Genomic DNA, 20095 nt, shown 5'->3' on the forward strand with positions numbered 1-20095 from the left:
ATGTTGATTGAGCGTCCGGAGCCTGCCCAACCAGGCGCGGGGGAAACGGTTTTAAACAGGGTTTTAAACAGCTGTGGATGAGTACCTGACGCCGTCGTCAAGCGGAGAGCAAAGAACCCATCCCTGCACCCAGGATGGGGCTGGCCACAGGGCTCCGGCACGGCTCCGGGTCCCTCCGCGGGACGTTCGGCGGAAGTTTAAACAGGGTTTTAAACAGCTGTGGAGAAAGCAATCCGCCACACTTCCGGCACGTCGTCAAAGGGTTATCCACAGCGGCAGCCGAACTGGGCGCAGGTTCGAATGAACCCTTCAATGTGGACATCGGCATGCTTATCCACAGGCATTATCCACACCGGGGATAAAGTTACACACATGTAATTCCTCAGCTGTGGATAAGAAGAACGGCGGAATCACAAGGGTGCTGGCTTGTTAATTCCCCAAACTTTCCCACACCTGTGGATAACTATGTGCACAACTGTGCAGAACTGTGGGCAGAGGTTGACGGGCACGAATAATCCACAGGGAAGTGGGGGCCGACAGCCCCGATGCAGCCCGGGGCGCCGAGGCACCGGCGGACCGCTGAACGGCGGAGCCGGCGGGGACGGTGGATGGGATCGGGGAGCCAGCGCCATAACGGCCAGTGGAGGAAGGCACTGCCGGTGGATGAAGGCACGGCTGAGGAGGGGTGCGGGCGGAAGCGCCCGGGAAGCGCCAGGACGCGCCGCGTGGGAGGCATGGAAAGGGCGGGAGGCAGCGAAAGTGCGTCCGGCACGAAGAGTGGCGTCCGGCGTCGACAGTGTATCGACCGGACGGGGCTACAGCCGGGAGAAGACCGGTCGAATTGCCGGGGGCGGCATCCCGGCTCTGCGGGAGCTAGGACCTCCAGCGGGTGGTCATCAGGAAGCCGAGGATCGCAATGCCGAACCCGACCACGATGTTCCAGGATCCGATGGCGCCGATCGGGAACTGCGCTTCGGTGATGTAGAAAACGATGATCCAGAGCAGGCCGATGATCATCAGCCCGAACATCACCGGCTTGTACCAGACAGGGTTCGGCTTGGGGGCCGAAGATGCCTGCGGCTGGTTCTGCGTCGGCTTCTTCCGGGACCTTGACTCGGGCACTGATCCTCCTGGTGGGCTCACCGCCGACGATCCGTGTGCCGCCGGCTGGGTAGGCTGAATGGGTCGCCGCGCGGGACGCAATGTATCCTGACAAAAGATCCTTGTATCCACGGCGGCTGCGCTCATTCTAACGAACGTTGCCGCTTGTGCGCGCCGCCGGCCGGCGGCGGGGACGGAACCAGGCGGAACACAGTCAGGAGAGGGCGTGGCGGAGCCAAGCAACGACGGCGGCACAGCCACGTCCGAGGCAGCGCGCCCCGGCGGCCGGCAGTCCCCTTCGCCCACCGCCGGACAAATGCGCCCACGCCGGCGCCAGGACCGCTCCCGGGCCTCCGGCCGCCGCCCCGGAGCCCTCGGAATGATCGCCCAGGTCTTCGGTGAACTGCTCATCACAGCAGGCATCATCCTGGTGCTCTTCGTGGTCTGGGAACTCTGGTGGACCAACGTCGAGGCCAACACCAAGCAGTCGCAGGCCGTCGAAAACCTGCTGAAGGATTTCGACGGCCCGGTGGTGCCGCAGCAGCCGGCGGCCCCCGTGGACCCGGCCGCTCCGCCGCCGGATTACGGCGAGCCCGCTGTCCTCACCGCCGCGGACTACGGTGAGACGTTCGCCGTCGTCTATATACCGCGCTTTGGCGAGACCTATTCCCGCCCGGTCACCGGCGGTACCGGCATGGACGTACTGGATACGCTGGGCCTTGGCCACTACCAGAGCACGGCGATGCCCGGTGAGGTCGGCAATTTCGCCGTCGCCGGCCACCGCCAGACCCACGGGCAGGTGCTGGACCTGATCCACACCCTGGTGCCCGGGGACCGGATCTACGTCCAGACCAAGGACGGCTACTTCACGTACGTGTTCCGCAACAATCAGATCGTGCTGCCGGACCGGGTCGACGTGCTGGCGCCGGTACCGACCCAGCCCGGGGCAGCTCCCACCGAACGGATTCTGACCATGACCAGCTGCAATCCGCGCTACGGGGCCGAGGAGCGCATCATCGCCTACGGGGTGATGGAGTCCTGGCAGCCGGCGTCGGCCGGTCCCCCGGCCGAAATCGCCCCGCAGGTCGCAGCCAACGCAGGAAGGTCCATCTGATGTACGCCTGGATATTCCGCCACCTGCCCGGCCCGCTGTGGCTGCGGATCATCATCGCCGCTGCGCTGATTGCCGGGGCTGTGATGCTGTTGATGCAGTATGTCTTCCCCTGGCTGTCCCAGTTCAACCCGCTAAACGACTCCACGATTGGTTCCCTGGAAAGATGAGCTTCGTTCCCCGCATCCTGGTCATCGACAACTATGACAGCTTCGTCTACACGCTGGTGGGTTACCTCCAGCAGTTGGGCGCAGAAACCACCGTGGTAAGGAACGACGACGTCACGCTGGCCGAGGCGGTTGAACTCGCCTCCGCGCGCGACGGCGTGCTGGTCTCCCCCGGCCCCGGCAACCCAGGCGAGGCCGGCGTCTGCATCGAGCTGATCCGCTGGTGCGGGGACAACAGCAAGGCGATGCTGGGTGTCTGCCTGGGCCATCAGGCACTGGCTGAGGCGTACGGCGGCACGGTCACCCACGCGCCGGAGCTGATGCACGGCAAGACGTCGCAGGTGGAACACGAAGGCAGGAATGTCTTCGCCGGCCTGCCGTCCCCGTTCACAGCCACCCGCTACCACTCCCTGGCCGCTGTCAATGAGTCCATCCCCGCCGATCTTGAGGTCACCGCCCGCACCCACAGCGGCGTGATCATGGGCCTGGCCCACCGGACGGCTCCGCTGAGCGGGGTCCAGTTCCACCCGGAATCCGTGTTGACGGAGGGCGGCTACCTTCTGCTGGGCAACTGGCTGGAATCCCTGGGCATGGAAGGCGCTGCGGAGCGTGCCTCCACGCTCAGCCCGCTGATCTCCAAATAGCCCGCCAACCTCCCCGCCCGCTCCGCAGCAGGCGCACGAATAATGCCGTATTCGTGCGCTTCACGCTGAGCCAGCGGGGGTCAGGGCCTGGGGGTCAGTCGTCCTCGTCCCGGTTGCCCCGGTCCGGATTGGAATTGGCGTTCCCGTTGTTTCCACTGTTGCCATTGTTCGCGCCGTTGCCGTTGCCGTTCCCGTGTCCGGTGCCGCTGGTGGCGGTGGGGCTGCTGGTCGGGGAGGGCGAGGGCGTGGGTGATGCGGGCGGTGCCGGTGCCCGTGCCACGGTAACCAGGATTTCGGTTCCCTGGTCCACATTGCTGCCGCCGGGCACATTCTGGTTGGTCACCGTGCCGGCCGGCACCACCGAGTTCTCGACTTCCTGGAACCTGTACGGCAGCGCGACTGCCGGATCCTGCAGGGCGGCCTCGGCCTCGGCACGGGACAGCTCCACCAGATTCGGCATGGTGACCTGTCCGGTGGAGATGACCAGATTGACCGTGCTGCCGACCGCGACCTTCGAGCCGAGCGCGGGAGTGGTGGAAATCAGCATGTCCCGCGGCACCGTGGCGCTGTTGGCGGTGGTGGTTTCATTGCCCACCAGGTTCAGGCTGCGCAGGATGTCACGCACCTGGGCCTCCGTCTTGCCCGCCAGATCCGCTGGAATAACGACGGCGGAGGGCCCGGTGGAGACGCGGAGCGTCACCTGGCTGTTGAGTTCCAGCTGCGCTCCGGCGGCCGGGTCGGTGCCGATGGCGTTGCCCGACTGGATGGTGTCGTGGTGGACCTGCTCGATGAACGGGCGCAGGTCGGCCGCCGTAATCATGTTCATGGCTTCGGCCTGGCTCCTGCCCGTTACGTCCGGAACCGCGACGGTGGCCGGCGGCCGGGTCAGCGTGTACAGCACGTAGGCGCCGGCACCGAGGACCAAGATCAGGGCGATGGCCAGGGTAGTGATCCAGGCGCGGCGTTTGGCCCGCTGTTCCGGAGGCCGTTCGTTGCTGTTGCCGATGGCCAGGGCCGTGGGAACTCCGTCGGTGCGGGGCGGGTCCGCATGGGGCCCGGCGGCCGCGACTCCGACGGCGCCGGCCGATGCCATGGACCGGGTCTGCGGACCGTTCCACGCGGAGCCGTCCTCCGGGGCCTGGTGCTCCGCATAATCCCGTTCGGCTGGGTATCCCTGTTCCGCAGAGTAGTCCCGTTCGGCCGGGTAATCCTGTTCTTCCGGATAGTCCCGGGCAATGGAATAGGCTTGGGTAGGCGCCGGCCCTGACACGCCGCCAGCGTCTCCGGCGGCCGGCGCGGCCGCCGCCGGGGGGGCGCCGAAGGCCGCGGTGGGAGCCGTCACCGGAGTGGTCGGGCCGTGACCGGCGGGATTGTGATCGGCGGGACTGGGATGGGCTGGGAAGGCCTCCGTTCCGGCTTCGGACAGGTCGACAGTTCCGGCCGCGCCACCGGCGGACAATCCGGCGGCCAGGCCTGCCACCCCCGCCGTCCCTGCGGCCATCCCCGGTGCGTGGGACGGTGCCGCGGAATGCCCGGTGGGCTCGGGGGTCCGGCCGTGTGCCGCCAGCAGCGCCGCGCGGAACCCGGCGGCATCCGCGAACCGGTCCTCCCGGTCCTTCTGCAGGGCCCGGGCCAGAACCGAATCCATGGCCGCGCTGAGCTCCGGATTGTGCGTGCTCGCAGGCTCCGGCACCTCGCGGACATGCTGGTACGCCACGGAAACCGGGCTGTCGCCGACGAAGGGAGGCCGGCCCGCCAGCATTTCGTACAGCAGGCAGGCGGCGGAGTAGAGGTCGCTGCGCGCGTCCACAGTCTCCCCGCGGGCCTGTTCCGGGGAAAGATACTGCGCGGTGCCCACCACGGCCTGGGTCTGGGTCATGGTGGCCGCCGAGTCCGCGATGGCCCGGGCGATGCCGAAGTCCATGACCTTCACCCTGCCCTCCGGGGTGACAATTACATTCGCCGGCTTGATGTCGCGGTGCACGATTCCGGCCCGGTGGCTGTACTCCAGCGCCGAGAGCACGCCGAGGGTGTAGTCCACGGCCTGGTCGATGGTGACGTCCTTGCCCTGGATAAGCTCCCGCAGGGTGCGGCCGGCCACGTATTCCATCACGATAAACGGAACCTTGAGGTCCGAGTCCCCGTCGGCGGGGTTTTCGCCGGTGTCGAAGATGGACACGATAGTGGGGTGGTTCAGCGCGGCTACCGCCTGTGCTTCGCGCCGGAAGCGGGATTGGAAGAGCGGATCCCGGGCCAGGTCGGCGCGCAGCAGTTTAATGGCCACACGGCGGCCCAGCCGGATGTCACGGCCGAGGTAAACATCGGCCATTCCGCCACGGCCGAGGAGTTCACCTACTTCGTAACGTCCGTCGAGGACGCGTTGGTCGTTCACAGTCTGCTGTCCTTCCGAGGATTCCGGTTGCACCGCGCGGTGGCTATCCGTTTCCGTCGCCATTGGGGCCTGTGGTCGGCACGGTCGGCACGGTGGGCGGGACGCTCGGGGTGGTGGGAGCCGTCGTGGGCGGGGAGGGCGAAGCCGGTCCTGCCGACAGGATGTAGGTCACGGTGGAACCCTCCTCCGCCTGCTGGCCTGCACCCGGACTGACGGACAGGACGGTTCCCTCCGGCTCGTCCGAGACCTGGGTGCCGCCGTTGGCCGGTGTCAGGCCCGCCCCGATGATCGCCTCGCGGGCCGACGCCTGATCCAGTCCGACGACGTTGGGCACTGCAACCGTCTCCGGCCCGGTTGAGTAAATCACGCTGATGGCCGTGCCGACCTGCAGCGGGCCGACCGGGTTGACGTCCAGCACCGTGTTGGCCGGCTCGGCGGAGGCCTGTCCCTGCCGCGAGACCTGCAGCCCGAGGTTAACCAATTCGGCCGAGACCTGGTCCACGTTCCGTCCGCGGTAGGTGGACGGGTTGACCGTCACCACTTGGGGTGCGGCTGACGTCGGCGGAGCCGTTGTGCGCGCCGGCGGCGAGGTGCGGGAGGGCGACCGCGACGCCGTCGGAGACGCGGAGGTAGCGGAGGCACTCGCTGTGGCTGGATCATCGGTGGACTGTTCCGTGGTCCGGTTGAACAGCTGCGGTCCGAGGAAGATCCCCAGGACAGCGAGCAGGACGAGCAGCAGCAGCAGGATCAGTGGAAACCTCCAGGGGCTGCGGCCTCGCTTCTGCTCGACGGGCGCCTGGTCAACGTCCTCTTCGTGCCATTCGCGCTCAGACCAAGGGCGCTGGGCCGCCAGTCCGGCGCCGGCCCCGGCGGCGGCACCGAAGCCGGCGCCAGCACCGCCGTCGGACTCCGGATCATGATTGACGACGGGCAGCGCGGAGGTCGCGGGCGCCCCCCGCGACGGCTGGACCGCCTGGGTGGGGGCCGTGCCGGACATGGGAACCGGTGCGGTGATGGCGCCTGTGGCGGTGTCGCTGAAGGCGAGCATGCCTGGAACGGCTGCCTCGGCGGCCTTCACATCGCCGCGGCGGATGGCGTCCGCGGCCTCGGCGAGGTCTTCGGCGTTGGATGGGCGGTCGGCCGGATCCTTGGCCAGCATGGACATGAGCAGGGCGCGGACCGGCGCGGGGATGCTCTCCGGCAGGTCCGGGGGAGTGTCATTGACCTGCGCCAGGGCGATCGCGATCTGGGACTCACCGGAGAACGGACGGTAACCGGCCAGGCACTCGTAGCCGATCACGCCCAGGGAATAGATGTCGCTCTGGCCGGTGGCCGTCTGGCCGGTGGCCTGCTCCGGCGCGAGGTACTGCGCCGTGCCCATGACCTGGCCGGTGGCGGTCAGCGGCACCTGATCCGCCAGACGCGCGATGCCGAAGTCGGTGACCTTGACCCGCCCCTCGGGCGTGATCATCAGGTTGCCGGGCTTGATATCGCGGTGCACCAGGCCCTGGTTGTGCGCGATCGTCAGGGCCTTGGCCGTCTGGCTGATGATGGACAGCGTCCGGTCCGGGGAAAGGACCTGTTCGCGCTCGATGATGTTGGACAGTGGCTGCCCCGGCACCAGTTCCATGACCAGGTAGGCCGAGCCGCCCTCCTCGCCGTAGTCGAAGACATTGGCGATGCCCTCGTGGTTGACCAGGGCGGTGTGGCGGGCCTCCGCGCGGAAACGGTTCAGGAAGCTGGGATCACCGGTGTATTCCTCCTTGAGGATCTTGATGGCGACGATCCGGCCCAGGACCTGGTCCTGTGCCTTCCAGACTTCGCCCATCCCGCCGATGGCAATGCGTTCGGTGAGCTGGAACCTGCCGCCTAAGGTGATACCCGATGTAGGCCTCACTTATTCAACACCGCCTCTAGGATTCTCTGCGCGCTTGGAGTAGTTAGCTGTAAACCGGTGGGGACATCCACGCCTTCCACGACGACGGACACCACGACCTCGGGATCATCGGCCGGAGCAAAGCCGGTGAACCAGGAATTGTTCAGGCCGCTGTCGCCCAGTTCCGCGGTCCCGGTTTTGCCCGCAACACTGTAGCCCGGAACGGCGGCGGCGCCCGCGATGCCTTGGTCCACGACGTTGACCATCCATTCGGTGACCTGGTTGGCGATCTGGGGTGTGGTCGAGGTGCGGAACGTCTCCGGCTGGGGGTCGTCGATGATCTGCAGGTCCGGTGCCCGGACTGCCTTGATCAGGTTCGGTTTCATCAGTTCGCCATCATTGGCGATCGCAGCGGTCATCATCGCGATCTGCAGCGGGGTGGCCTTGACATCGAACTGGCCGATGCTCGCCTGGGCCAGCTGTGCCGGGTCCATGTCTTCGGGGAACTGGCTGGGGGTGACCGGTACCGGGATGTTCAGGCCCTCGCCGAAGCCGAAGTTCCGTGCGGTTTCGGCAATTGCCTCCTGCCCCAGGTCCAGGGCGATGCTGGCGAACGGTGTATTGCAGGACTGCTCCAGGGCAAAGGAGAAGTCGGCAGTGGTGCGCGCGGCACAGCCGCCGCGGGCAAAGTTCGGCAGCCCGATCGCGGTGCCGGGCAGCGGCAGCACCGCAGGGTTGGGCAGTTCACTGTCAGCGGTGTACTGGCCGGACTCCAAGGCAGCAACGGTATCGATGATCTTGAAGACCGAGCCGGGGGCCAGCAACTCGTCCGTGGCTGGGTTGGCGTAGGGAGAGAGCCCCGGAACCTGCTGCAGGTCTTCCATGTTCTGGACCACGGCGGCGGTGTTGTGGCCGGCCAGCAGGTTCGTGTCGTAGCTGGGTTTGGAGACCATGGCCAGGATGTCCCCGGTCTTGGGGTCCAGCGCCACGATGGAACCGGACTGGCCGTCCGGTATCAGGTCGTAGGCCAGCTGCTGCAGCTGCGGATCGATGGTCAGCTCCACCGACGCACCTTGTCCCTGCGTGCCGGAGAGCAGCTGGATGATGCGGTCGTAGAATAGCTCGCCGCTGGTACCGGCGAGGTGGTCGTTGAGCGCCGCTTCCAGTTTTGTGGAACCGTACACCAGCGAATAGAACCCGGTCAGCGACGAGTAGAGTTCCGGCTGGTTGTACACCCGCTGGTACTCGAATTCCCCGTCGGAGGGGACCGACTCGGCGATCGGCCGGCCGTCCACCAGAATCGCGCCGCGGTTGCCGCCGAACTGCTGGTACAGCCCGCGGCTGTTCCAGTCATTCTGGTTGAGGTCTTCCGCCTCGAAGAACTGGACGTAGGTCAGCGAGCCCAGGATGAGCGCAAACATGGCCATGGCCACGACCCATGAACTGCGGATTGCCTGGTTCATGATGCGCCCACCTCCTGGGTCTTGCTGGTTGAATGTGCCGGATCGGTGCGTTTCCTGTTCCGTTCCGTGGCCGGCGGGACGAGCTCATCCACGGGTCCGGTTGCTATCGGCCTTCGGGATGCATCGGAAATGAGCAGCAGCAGGGCCACGATGATCCAGTTGGCCAGCAGCGAGGAACCGCCGGCGGCCATGAAAGGGGTGGTGAGGCCGGTCAGCGGGATCAGCCGTGTGACGCCGCCGATGACGACGAAGCACTGCAATGCCAGAGTGAAGGAGAGCCCGCAGGCCAGCAGCTTTCCGAAGGCATCGCGGGTCCCCAGCGCGGCGCGGAACCCCCGGCTGATCAGCAGCAGGTAAAGAAGCACGATGGCGAACAGCCCGATCAGGCCCAGTTCCTCGCCGAGGGCGGCGATAATCATGTCGCTGTTGGCGTAGGCAACCAAATCCGGACGGCCCTCGCCCAGGCCCGTTCCGGTGAGGCCGCCGCTGGCCAGGCCGAAGAGCCCCTGGACGATCTGTCCGCTGCCGCCGGGATTGCGGTTGTAGACGTCCGGGCTGAACGCATTCCACCAGCTGTCGAAACGCAGCATGACGTGCGGGAACAGCTGCAGCGCGATGAAACCGCCGAGGCCGATCATGGCCAGGCCGATCAGGATCCAGCTCACCCGGCTGGTGGCGACATAGATCATGGCCATGAACAGGCCGAAGAAGAGAATGGAGGAGCCCAGGTCCCGCTGGAACACCAGGACGCCGATGCTCACCAGCCAGGCGGCCACCATCGGGCCGAGGTCCTGGAACCGGGGGAGCTGCAGCGGCCCCACCTTCTTGCCGGCCAGCAGGATCAGGTCCCGGTTAGTGGATAGATACCCCGCAAAGAATATAGCGAGGGTGATCTTCGCGATTTCGCCGGGCTGGAAGGAAGCGGAGCCGAACGTGACCCAGATCCGGGCGCCGTTGATCTCCGTGCCGAGGCCCGGAAGCAGCGGCATCACCAGCAGGACGGCGCTGACAATCAGCGAAATATAGGTGAACCGGCGCAGCATCCGATGGTCCTTCACCACCAGCAGCACGGCAATCGAGACGACGATGGCCACACCTGTCCAGAGCAGCTGCCGGGCAGCCGCATCCTGGCCCGTGGCAATGTCCAGCCGGTGGATCATGGTGAGTCCAAGGCCGTTCAGAGCGGTCACGATCGGAAGTATTACCGGATCAGCATATTTTGCCCGGAGCCGCAGGATGATGTGCACGGCCAGCGCCAGGGCCACGAGCGTGCCCGCCTGGAAGTAGAAGTCCGTGTCGAAGGCGCGCTCTTCGTCCAGCCCCACGATGATGTTGGAGCCGATGCCGACGGCCAGGGCCAGCACCAGCAGGAGCAGTTCGACGTTCCGGCGCGGCTTGGGGACGGTTTGGATATTACTCACGGGGTTGCCTCTCCGCAGACGGGCGGTGGGGTCGCGGCAGCGGGGGTGGACGCACCTTCGGCCGGAGAGGCCGGTGGGGGCGTCGGGGAAGGCGAGGGTGCTGCCGTCGGCCCGGCAGTGGGCGTAGCGGGGGGCGGCACCGTAGCCGGCGGACAGCTGACGGCGCGCATTTCGCGCCTGAGTTCCTCGACGATCTGCTGGGCATGCTCCAGGTCCCGGGCGGAGATCGTGCTCTCGAGGCGCTGGCGGTAGTCCTCGGGCAGGTTCGACACCGGGATGTCCTCGTAGACGGTGTCCACATGGGAGAGCTCGACCGGTCCAAGGGACTGGGAGACGCCGTTGAAGATGGCTACCCGGTTGTCCGATTCGGCCACGTAGTACCGGGTCTGGGTCCAGGAGTAGCCGAACCACATGACGGCAACCAGGATGAGGGTCATCAGGGCCAGGAAGCTGGGGATCAGCCAGCGCTTGATCCGCCGTTCCGGCAGCTCCGGTTCCTCCAGCGCTTCCTGGTCGGGCGCCTTGTGGGTCAGGAGCATGGCCGCCCGGCGCTCGGTGGAGCGCTGGGTGACGATCGGAATCTGGCCCGTTTCGGTCGCCAGCGCTGCGGCGCCGACGAGGATGTGGGGCCGGGTTGCCAGGTCCCGGCGAATAGCCTCGGCCCGTACGGTTCCGGTGACCGGTTCTGCTGCTGTTGCCTCGGCTGCGGCTACCCCGCCGGTGGCTGCCCCGTTCCCGGGAACGGGAGCGGGATCGGCGCCCCGTCCGGCGGGTGCAGCGGACGGCAACGTGTCGTCACCGTCCGGAGCGGCGCCGTCGTACCTGGGGGATACCGCGGCGGAAACGGCGGCAGGCACGGCGGCCGTGGGGACGGCACCGTCGCCGCGCACCGTGTCTCCATCGCCCTCGGGGGTGCCCAGCTCCGCTATCGCATCCGTTGCGGTCTCGTCCGCAGTCGCTTCTGCGACGTCGACGACGGCGATGGTGACGTTGTCCGGTGCGCCGCCGTCGAGCACCATCTCCACGAGGGTGTTGACGAGTTCGCGGCGGTCCGGGGTGTGCCGCACGATCTGCTCCACCTCGGTGTCCCGGACTACCGCGTTGAGACCGTCGGAGCAGAGCAGCCAGCGCTCTCCTGCCTCGGCTGCAAAACTGTGCAGGTCCAGTTCTGGGCTGGCATCCACATCGCCGAGCACGCGCATCAGCACATTCTTGTGCGGATGGATCTCCGCTTCCTCGGGACGGAGGCGGCCTTCGTCGATCAGTCGCTGCACGAAGGTGTGGTCGGTGCTGATCTGCTCGAAGACCCCGTTCTTCAGCCGGTAGGCACGGGAGTCCCCGATGTGCGCGAATTCGAGCCGGTTTCCCGACAGCAGGATTGCGGTGACCGTCGTTCCCATCCCGGCCAGGCGGGGATCGGTCTGCACCAGCTCGGACAGCAGGGAATTGGCAGTCTGGATTTCGTCGGCCAGGACGGTGCCGGCGTCGTCGTCGTAATCCTTGTGGTCCAGATGGACCAGATCCAGCACGGTCGATGCGGAGGCGACATCGCCGCCGGCGTGCCCGCCCATGCCATCCGCCACGACCGCCAGATAGCGGCCGACGTAGGCGGAGTCGTCATTCTTGGAGCGGATCTTGCCAACATCCGATCGCGCCGCATAATGCAGAACCAGGGCCACGCTAGGGCCTCAGCTCAATCACTGTCTTCCCGATCCGGATGGGAACGCCCAGTTCCACGGGAAGCGCCCGGGTCAGCTGCGTCCCGCCGAGGAACGTGCCGTTGGTGGAGCCGAGATCCTCGATGAACCAGCGGCTGCCTTGGGGGAAGAGCCGGGCGTGCCGGCCGGAGGCGTAGTCGTCTTCCAGGACCAGCGTGGCCTCCTGGGCACGGCCCAGGAGGACGGGGCTGGAGGCAAGGTCCAGGGTGGTGCCGGCCAGCGGGCCTTCGGTGACCACCAGCCGGCGGGCATGGAGCCGCTGCGGCGCCGTTTCCGGTCCTTCGTGGCTGCGCTCCTGCCGCGCACCCGGCGCGCCGGTGCGGCTGCGCTGGCCGATGGCCAGATCGCGGCGCAGGGCGCTGACGATGCTGATGACAAGCAGCCACAGCAGGATGAGGAAGCCGTAGCGTAGGGCCGTCAGGGTCAACTCACTGAGCACTAGCGCCCTCCTGATCGGACCGGCAGCAGCCGGAAGGTGATCCGGGTGCGGCCCATGGTGATGACGGAGCCGTCCGTCAGTTCGGACCGGTCCTGGATGCGGTGGCCGTTGACGAAGCTGCCGTTGGTGGAGCCCAGGTCGATGGCGCTGGAGACGCCGTTCTCTGTCCGGACCTCCAGATGCTTGCGTGAGACGCCCGTGTCGTCAACCATGATGTCCGCCTCGGAGGAGCGGCCGAGCACGATCGACGACGCATTCAGCGAATACCGCTGGCCGTTGATGTCCAGGACGGGCTGCAGCCGGGTGGGCTGGCGCGCTGGTGCCGTCGGGGCAGCCGGATGCCGCGGTTCGGCGTGGGCCTGGCCGGATTTCTCGGTGTGCGAGTCGATTTCAAACACCCCCGGGCGCAGGCTCGAATCCCGGGTGAAGGAGACCCTGACCGGCCCCTGGAGCATGTAGCCCTGGCTGTTGACGTGCCGGATGACGACGTCGCACAGCTCCTCGGCCAGGGCGGAGCCCCATTCCTTGGCCAGGGCAAAGTCCGAATCCGAGAGGCGTGCCTTGAAGACATTGGGGGCCAAGGTGCGGCCCTGCGACAGCGTGATGGAACGGTGGTCCAGTTCGCGGCGCAGGCGGCTGGCGATTTCGACGGGCTGGACCTGGGCTTTGGAACCGTGGGAGAAGGCGCCGCGGACAATCTTTTCGATGCTGCGTTCAACATTGTCCAGCAGACCCATGCACTGCCTCCTCACTGAATTCTGCGCTCTCGGGCGCTTGCTCTGTCCGTTGCTCTGTTCGTTGTTCGTTGCTCAATCCGGGCCACGCGTTCAGGTGCCCGGCGGATGGGTACAGGCACACGGAAATAAGGCCACACTTAATCCGATACTACTTGTACACCCCGCAAAAGGTTTCCAAGAGTTCTTGTGTGTAACGATTCGACTGGCCTGCAGGTTACCGTGCTGTGGTTTATTTCACAGTGCGGTTTTGCGGCCGGCAGGGTGCCCGGCAGGTTCGACGGCGGCGGCCCGCCACGGGTCGAATGCCGCGCCACTGCACGGATTTCGGTGGGCAGGACGGCGCGGTTCCGTGGGAGTGGACGGGCCGGAAGCGCCGGTTTGGGAATTTCGGAAAATGTTGGCTATGATGGATCTCGCTGTTCTTACCGGGAAGCAAATGCCGGACAGGGAAACCTGGGCGGGGCCGAACGGAATAAGGGCAAGCTGCGCGCGAGTGGCGGAACGGCAGACGCGCTGGCTTCAGGTGCCAGTGTCCGAAAGGGCGTGGGGGTTCAAATCCCCCCTCGCGCACGCAGAAAGCAGAACCCCGGTCTTCGGACCGGGGTTTTTGCGTTTCCGGGGTGGCTGACGCGGACGCCCAACCCGTAGTGTGCTGCTTATGCGGATCAAAATGTGCAGCATCCATGTCAAGGACCCGGCCGAAGCCTTCAAGTTCTATACCGAGGTCCTGGGCTTCGAAGAGCTCATGGCCATGCCGGAGTACTACCTCTATATAGTGCGCTCCGCGCAGGACCCCAACGGCACCGGCCTGCTGCTGGAGCCCAGCGACAACCCGATCGGCGCGGCGTACATGAATGGCGTGCACGACGCCGGCATGCCGGCGATCGTCTTCGGCGTGCCGGACGTGCGGGCCGAGTATGAGCGGCTGCGCGGCCTTGGCGTGAAATTCACCGCCGAGCCCGCGACGGACGAATCCGGCACACACGTGGTCTTTGACGACACCTGCGGCAACCTCATCCAGCTCCACCAGGACTGAGCCGCCAGCGGCAGGAGCTGCACAAATTCCGGGTGGGAGGGGGCGGCATGAAAGAATTTGCTGCGTGAACACCACCGTCGTTTCCCCGCAGCCGAAGCAGGTTCCCCTCTGGACCCCTCCGGAGGAGGCTTTTACCGAGTCGAACCTGGCCCGGTTCGCCGCGGCGAACGGCTACTCGGCCAGCAACTACGAGGAACTGCACCGCTGGTCCATCAGCCGGCGCGGCGATTTCTGGGCCGCGGTCTGGGACTTCGGCGGCGTGATCGGGGACCGCGGCGGACGGTCCGAAGTACTGCCGCCGGCCCAGGGCGCGTCCCGGCCCCAGGATGTGGACCCGAGCAGCCACATGTTCGGCACCGTGTGGTTCCCGGACGCACGGCTTAACGTGGCGGAGAACCTGCTGCGCGGCGACGATGCCCGCACCGCCGTGATCGCCGCGGACGAAACCGGCGCCCACACCACCCTCACGCTGCATGACCTGAAGCGTCGCGTCGCCGGGGCACAGCAAGGACTGCGCAGGCTCGGTGTGGGCCAGGGCGATGTGGTGGCGGGGGTGCTGCCCAATACCATTGACGCCTTGGTGGCCATGATCGCCTCGGTATCCCTCGGCGCGGCCTGGGCAGGCTGCTCGCCGGACTTCGGCGTGGCGGGCCTGGTGGACCGCATTGGTCAGGTGGCTCCGAAGGCGATCATCGCCGTCGACAGCTACGTCTACAACGGCAGGACCTTCCCGGTAGCGGAGAAGGTGGCGGCCGTCGTCGAGGCCCTGGAAGCGCCGGTGTCCGTCGTCGTATCCGGTACGGATTCCTGGGACAGCCAATTCGGTGACCTGGACGCGGAACTGACCTTCGAGCGCTTCCCGTTCGACAACCCGTTCCTGGTCATGTTCACCTCCGGCACCACCGGGCTGCCCAAGGCGATCGTGCACAGCAGCGGCGGCGTCCTGCTCCAGCACCTGAAGGAGCACGTGCTGCACGGGGACGTGCGCCCCGGCGACGTGCACTCCTGGTTCACCTCCACTGCCTGGATGATGTACGCCTGGGTGGTGTCCGTGCTGGCAGCGGAGGCCGCCGTCGTTCTGATCGACGGCACGCCGCTGCCCTGCAAGCCCCAGGACCGCACACAACTGGACTACGGGCACCTGTGGCGGATCGCCGAGGACGCCGGGATCACGCACTTCGGCACCAGCCCGCGTTATCTGACCTCCCTGATCGACGCCGGCTACAGCCCCCGGGAGCACCACGACCTGTCCGCGCTGCGCTCGGTGCTGTCCGCCGGTGCTCCGGTGTCCCCTGACCAGTACGACTGGGTGTACGCCAACATCAAGCAGGACCAGATCTTCGCATCCATCTGCGGCGGCACCGAAATCCACGGCTGCTTCATGCTCGGTTCGCCTGTTCATCCGGTGTACCGCGGGGAGATCAGCTGCCGGGCGCTGGGCCACGCCGTCAACGTGATGGATGACCGCAATGCGCCGCTGATCGGCGAGAAGGGGGACCTCGTCTGCACCGAGCCGTTCCCCAGCGCACCGCTGACCTTCCTGGGCGAGGGCGGCCGGAAGCGTTTCCACGACGCGTACTTCGCCGACCGGCCGGATATCTGGACCCACGGGGACCTGGCCGAAATCACCGAGCGGGGCACCGTGGTGGTCTACGGCCGCAGCGACACCACGCTCAACCCCAGCGGTGTGCGGATCGGCACGGCGGAGATCTACCGGGTGCTGGACCGGCGCCCGGAGATCGGGGAATCGCTTGTCTTCGGCTACACCCCGGAGAACGACGAGGAGATCGTGCTCTGCCTGGTCATGGCTCCCGGGCATGAGCTGACCGAGGAACTGGTGAAGGACATCCGGCAGGACATCCGCGTGCAGGCGTCGCCACGGCACATGCCCCAGCACGTCTTTGCGGTGAAGGCGATCCCATACACCCTCAATGGCAAGAAGGTGGAAAGCGCGGCCAAGGCCGCAGTGGCCGGCAAGCCGGTGAAGAACCTGGGCTCGCTGAGCAATCCGGAGTGCCTGGCGGAATTCGAGGGGTTGTTCGCATGAGTACGACGGCGGTACCCGGCGCCGGGCACACGGCAAGCCGGCACGCGCCCTGGGGCGCGCTGATCGGCATCGGCGAATTGAAGCCGGTCCGGAAGACCGAGGGCAAGACCACCATGGGCCTGCTGGCCGAAGCCGCCCGGCGGGCCGTGCAGGATTCGGGCCTGGCCAAGGACCGGATCGACGGACTGCTGGTGGGCCCGCAGGTGGGCGAAACCCCGCAGCACGTGCCGGCCACGGTGGCCGAATACCTGGGGCTGCGCCCGCGGATGTCCAACGTCGTGGACCTTGGCGGGGCCTCCGGGCCCGGCATGATCTGGCGCGCTGCCGCGGCCATCAACGCCGGCATGGCCACCGCGGTGCTCTGCGTGCTGGGCAACCACCGCAACCCGGTACCGCCGCGCTCGCCCAACCGCAATCCCATCCGGGAGTTCGACGTGCCCTTCGGCGCCTCCGGGGCCAACACGGCCTACGCGCTGCTCAAGCAGCGGCACATGGCGGACTACGGCACCACCACGGAGGACTTCGCCGAACTGGCGGCGATTTCCCGGGCCAATGCCCAGCTGAATCCGGAGGCCATCTTCTACGGCAAACCGGCGACGACGGCGGACATCCTCGCCTCGCCGATGGTCGCCGATCCGCTGCACCTGCTGGAGATCGTCATGCCGGTGGCGGGTGCGGACGCCGTCGTTGTGGTCAGTCCGGACCTGGCCGGGCAGCTGGACCTGCCGCACGATCCGGTGTACTTGCTGGGTGCCGGCGAGATGGTGACCCACCGGGCGATGAGCCAGGCGCCGAGCCTGACCAGCGGACCGCTGAAGCCGTCCATGGAGCAGGCTTTCGCGCAGTCCGGCGTCGCCGCGCAGGAGCTGGACCTGCTGTCCCTTTACGACTGCTACACCGTCATGGTGGCCATCACGCTGGAGGACGCCGGGCTCTGCCCGCCGGGGCAGTTCGCCCGCTGGGTCAAGGACCACGACCTGTCCCACGCCGGGGACTTCCCGCTGAACACGCACGGCGGTCAGCTGGGCTTCGGCCAGGCGGACCTGGCCGGCGGCATGAGCCACGTGGTGGAGGCCGTGCGGCAGCTGCGTGGCACGGCCGCCGGCCGGCAGATCCGCGACGCCCGGACTGCCCTGGTGACGGGCAACGGCGCGACCATGAGCGAGGCCGTAGCCCTGGTGCTGGGGGCAGCCCAGTGATGCGGGGAGAGGACCAGGAATGCAGGTAGACCCGAGGACCCTCACCGTCCCGGCGCCCACGCCCACGGGCGAGACCGAGGCCTTCTGGGAGGCCTGCCGCCGGAAGGAATTCGCCCTCCAGTACTGTACGGACTGCGGCCGCTGGGTCTTCTACCCGCGTGCCGCCTGTCCGTTCTGCTGGAGCCCGGCCCTGGAATGGCGCCAGGCTTCCGGCACCGGAGCCGTCCGGAGTTTCACCGTGGTGCACAAGCCAGGCCACCCCGGTTGGGCCGCGGCCGCGCCGTATACCGTCGCAGTAATATCTCTGGCCGAGGGCCCCACCATGCTTACCGCGCTGGTGGGGATCGCCCCGGAAGACGTGCGGGTGGGCCTGCCGGTGCGGGTGGAATTTATGCGAGTAGGAGAATATATGCTTCCGTTCTTTACCCCCTCCGAAGCGCAGGCCGCATGAGCGCGTACCTGCTCGACGGCGTCCGCGTTCCCTTCGGCAAGCTCGGCGGCGCGCTCTCGGCCATCCCCACGCTCGACCTCGGCGCGCTGCCCGTGGCGGAGCTTATCCGCCGGCACCCCGCGGCCCGCACGCCGGACGCCGCCCTGATGGGCGTCGTCGTACAGTCCGGGCTGGGCCAGAATCCCGGCAGGATCGCCGCCCTGCGCGGCGGCGTGGCACCGACGACGCCGGGAATCACCCTGAACAGCGTCTGCCTGGCCAGTCTCGAGGCCGTCTGTGATGCCTCCCGGCGGATCGCCTTCGGTGAGGGCGGCACCTATCTGGTGGGCGGCTTCGACTCGATGTCGCAGGCCCCGCGGGAGACCATGCTGCGCGACGGGCTGGAATGCGCCATCACCGGTGAATCCATGGGCGTGGTCTCCGACGAGGCCAACCGAGAGCTGGGCATCAGCCGCGAGGACCAGGATGACTGGGCCCACCTGTCCCACCAGCGCGCCCTGGCCGCGCGTGAGTTCCTGCAGCAGCATGAACTGGTGGCAGTGGAAACTCCAGCGGGCCGGCACGAGTATGACGAGGGCGTCCGGGAGTCGTCCGACCGCGCCGCGCTGTCCGGACTGCGCTCTGCCTTCACGGCGGACGGCACCCTGAGCGCGGGCAACTCCTCGCAGATGGCCGACGGCGCCAGCGCCGGCCTGGTGGTCAGCGACGGCGTGCTGGAGGACCTGGGTCATTTGCCGCTGGGGCGGATCGTGGACTGGGCCGTTGTGGCCGGGCCGGACACCAGCCTGCACCTCAAGCCGGCCGAGGCTATCCGCCGGGTGCTGGAGCGGCAGCAGCTCAAGGCCGCCGACGTCGATGTCTACGAGATCAACGAGGCCTTCGCCGGCGTCACCCTGGCCACGATGCGCAATCTGGGTCTGCCCGCGGACGTGGTCAACGTCAACGGGGGTGCGGTGGCGATGGGACATCCGCTGGGCGCCAGCGGGTTCCGGCTGCTGCTGACCGCGGCCCTGGCATTGCGGGAGCGCGGCGGCCGGCGGGCCATCGCCTCCCTCTGCGGTGGAGGCGGGCAGGGCCTGGCCGTGCTGCTTGAGACCGTGGACTGAGTGCGGGGGCCTGAGTGGCGTGGACTGACTTTCCCGGGTAGCAGCAGCTGACCAAGGGTCACTTCGCGGTGGTAAGTCCGGTTGGGAGCAACGCGAACTGACCATTGGTCATCCTGGGAGCAACCTGAATTGACCCTTGGTCGATTCGCACGGACGGGTGGCAACCTTCTTCAATGCACTCTCGCGCAGCTCCCTGTCGATAACCGAGGTGGAGCCGTGCACATTGGCAACAATGGGTGGCATACGCAGCCCTTCGCCCTTGCCGGAACCGTTTTCCGACTCCGCTTTTGCAGTCAAGGCGGCCCTTGAGCAGGGGATCAGCAGTCAGCGGCTCCGTGCCGCAGACCTTGAAGTCCCTGCCCGGGGAGCGAGGTTTCCGGGCGGCAATCCGACCCTCCGTGATAGGTGTGCCGTCCACGTTGCCGTAGTGCCGGATGCCGTGGCCAGCCACAGTACTGCTGCCATGCTGTGGGAGCTCCATCTGCCGCTGAGCCTGAAACGGTCCCTGATGATCCATCTGACCCGGCAGCCGCCGCACCGCGCGGTCCGGCGGACCGGCGTCGTCGGGCATGTGCTCACCCTCCACCCGGAGGACGTCGTTGACGGCAAGCACTTCGCAGCCACTTCGCCGCTGCGGACCTGGTATGACCTGGCGAGTCTGCTCCCGTTGGACGACCTGGTCTACGTCGGGGATCAGTTGGTGCGGCGCCGGAATCCATATTCGGCCATCGAGCAGATGACCGCCTTGCTTGAGCGGATGTCCGGCCAGCCAGGTGTGGCCAGGGCACGCCGTGCCATGGAATGGGTGCGGTCCAACACGGACTCTGCAAAGGAAACGGAACTGCGCCTGGCACTGGTCCGGGCGGGCCTTCCGGAACCCGAGATCAATGCCGGGATCTTTGACGAGCACGGTCTGCATGTGGAAACTCCGGACATGATGTACCGCGAGTACAAGATCGTTCTGCAGTACGACGGAGGACACCACATCACCGAAGATCAGCGCCGTTACGATATCGGCCGGGACGAGGACGCGCAGGATCTGGGCTGGAGGGTACTCAAGTTCACGCAAATGGATCTCGATACCCGGGACTCGAGCGGCCTGCAACGGGCTGTTGTCCGGGTCGGGAACGCGCTGCGGGAGCGCGGCTGGCGTCCCTGAACGGGGCGAAAAGGGTCTGCGAAATCCA

General features: G+C 67.1%; 17 protein-coding genes and 1 tRNA gene. 10 read left to right on the top strand and 8 right to left on the bottom strand.

Annotated features, from left to right (window positions below; translation table 11 throughout):
- Window positions 1–873: 873 nt before the first annotated feature.
- A complete protein-coding gene (locus AC5RWU_RS08305) occupies window positions 874–1122 on the bottom strand; it encodes a cell division protein CrgA (RefSeq protein ID WP_494030468.1) in 249 nt (82 codons plus the stop codon).
- A gap of 358 nt (window positions 1123–1480) precedes the next feature.
- On the opposite strand from AC5RWU_RS08305, the gene AC5RWU_RS08310 reads away from it, so the two are divergent.
- Genes AC5RWU_RS08310 through AC5RWU_RS08320 form a run of 3 tightly spaced genes read left to right on the top strand, consistent with a single transcriptional unit; the run spans window position 1481 to window position 3023 of the window.
- A complete protein-coding gene (locus AC5RWU_RS08310) occupies window positions 1481–2215 on the top strand; it encodes a class E sortase (RefSeq protein ID WP_494030525.1) in 735 nt (244 codons plus the stop codon).
- A complete protein-coding gene (locus AC5RWU_RS08315; protein WP_494030467.1) occupies window positions 2215–2382 on the top strand; it encodes a hypothetical protein in 168 nt (55 codons plus the stop codon). Before AC5RWU_RS08310 ends, AC5RWU_RS08315 begins: the two co-directional genes overlap by 1 nt.
- Window positions 2379–3023: an aminodeoxychorismate/anthranilate synthase component II gene (locus AC5RWU_RS08320; RefSeq protein ID WP_494030466.1), complete on the top strand. Its 645-nt coding sequence runs from the start codon at window positions 2379–2381 to the stop codon at window positions 3021–3023. Before AC5RWU_RS08315 ends, AC5RWU_RS08320 begins: the two co-directional genes overlap by 4 nt.
- Before the next feature lie 94 nt (window positions 3024–3117).
- On the opposite strand, the gene AC5RWU_RS08325 is transcribed toward AC5RWU_RS08320, so the two are convergent.
- From AC5RWU_RS08325 to AC5RWU_RS08355, 7 genes are read right to left on the bottom strand one after another with little or no spacing between them, the layout of a single operon-like run.
- On the bottom strand, window positions 3118–5415 hold the full coding sequence (locus tag AC5RWU_RS08325; protein WP_494030465.1) for a protein kinase domain-containing protein: 2298 nt from the start codon (window positions 5413–5415) through the stop codon (window positions 3118–3120).
- A gap of 43 nt (window positions 5416–5458) precedes the next feature.
- Window positions 5459–7312 (bottom strand): protein kinase domain-containing protein, encoded by a 1854-nt coding sequence (locus AC5RWU_RS08330; RefSeq protein WP_494030464.1) that lies wholly within the window; start codon window positions 7310–7312, stop codon window positions 5459–5461.
- Window positions 7309–8754 (bottom strand): peptidoglycan D,D-transpeptidase FtsI family protein, encoded by a 1446-nt coding sequence (locus AC5RWU_RS08335; protein ID WP_494030463.1) that lies wholly within the window; start codon window positions 8752–8754, stop codon window positions 7309–7311. The genes AC5RWU_RS08330 and AC5RWU_RS08335 overlap by 4 nt, the downstream gene beginning before the upstream one ends.
- A complete protein-coding gene (locus tag AC5RWU_RS08340; protein ID WP_494030462.1) occupies window positions 8751–10175 on the bottom strand; it encodes an FtsW/RodA/SpoVE family cell cycle protein in 1425 nt (474 codons plus the stop codon). Before AC5RWU_RS08340 ends, AC5RWU_RS08335 begins: the two co-directional genes overlap by 4 nt.
- Window positions 10172–11854 (bottom strand): PP2C family protein-serine/threonine phosphatase, encoded by a 1683-nt coding sequence (locus tag AC5RWU_RS08345; protein WP_494030461.1) that lies wholly within the window; start codon window positions 11852–11854, stop codon window positions 10172–10174. Before AC5RWU_RS08345 ends, AC5RWU_RS08340 begins: the two co-directional genes overlap by 4 nt.
- Window position 11855: 1 nt before the next feature.
- Entirely contained in the window at window positions 11856–12332 is a 477-nt protein-coding gene (locus AC5RWU_RS08350) for an FHA domain-containing protein FhaB/FipA (RefSeq protein ID WP_494030460.1), read from the bottom strand.
- The gene (locus tag AC5RWU_RS08355) at window positions 12332–13069 is read right to left on the bottom strand and encodes an FHA domain-containing protein (protein ID WP_494030459.1); all 738 of its coding nucleotides are present in this window, start codon (window positions 13067–13069) and stop codon (window positions 12332–12334) included. The genes AC5RWU_RS08350 and AC5RWU_RS08355 overlap by 1 nt, the downstream gene beginning before the upstream one ends.
- Window positions 13070–13556: 487 nt before the next feature.
- On the opposite strand from AC5RWU_RS08355, the gene AC5RWU_RS08360 reads away from it, so the two are divergent.
- The 7 genes from AC5RWU_RS08360 to AC5RWU_RS08390 all read left to right on the top strand — a co-directional run bounded on the left by AC5RWU_RS08360 (window position 13557) and on the right by AC5RWU_RS08390 (window position 20067).
- Window positions 13557–13639: transfer RNA gene (locus AC5RWU_RS08360), tRNA-Leu, on the top strand.
- 88 nt (window positions 13640–13727) lie between these two features.
- Entirely contained in the window at window positions 13728–14105 is a 378-nt protein-coding gene (locus AC5RWU_RS08365; RefSeq protein WP_494030458.1) for a VOC family protein, read from the top strand.
- A 64-nt stretch (window positions 14106–14169) separates the two neighbouring features.
- Complete coding sequence (locus AC5RWU_RS08370) at window positions 14170–16152, top strand: acetoacetate--CoA ligase (RefSeq protein WP_494030457.1); 1983 nt, start codon at window positions 14170–14172, stop codon at window positions 16150–16152.
- Window positions 16149–17351: a thiolase family protein gene (locus AC5RWU_RS08375; protein ID WP_494030456.1), complete on the top strand. Its 1203-nt coding sequence runs from the start codon at window positions 16149–16151 to the stop codon at window positions 17349–17351. Before AC5RWU_RS08370 ends, AC5RWU_RS08375 begins: the two co-directional genes overlap by 4 nt.
- 19 nt (window positions 17352–17370) lie before the next feature.
- Window positions 17371–17802 (top strand): Zn-ribbon domain-containing OB-fold protein, encoded by a 432-nt coding sequence (locus tag AC5RWU_RS08380; protein WP_494030455.1) that lies wholly within the window; start codon window positions 17371–17373, stop codon window positions 17800–17802.
- Window positions 17799–18908, top strand: coding sequence for a thiolase family protein (locus AC5RWU_RS08385; RefSeq protein ID WP_494030454.1), 1110 nt, complete (start codon window positions 17799–17801; stop codon window positions 18906–18908). Before AC5RWU_RS08380 ends, AC5RWU_RS08385 begins: the two co-directional genes overlap by 4 nt.
- 439 nt (window positions 18909–19347) lie before the next feature.
- Window positions 19348–20067 carry a DUF559 domain-containing protein gene (locus tag AC5RWU_RS08390; RefSeq protein ID WP_494036956.1) on the top strand — a complete coding sequence of 240 codons (720 nt, stop codon included), beginning with the start codon at window positions 19348–19350 and terminating at the stop codon, window positions 20065–20067.
- Window positions 20068–20095 lie beyond the last annotated feature (28 nt).

It is taken from the genome of Arthrobacter sp. B0427-1-12, from assembly GCF_059092905.1.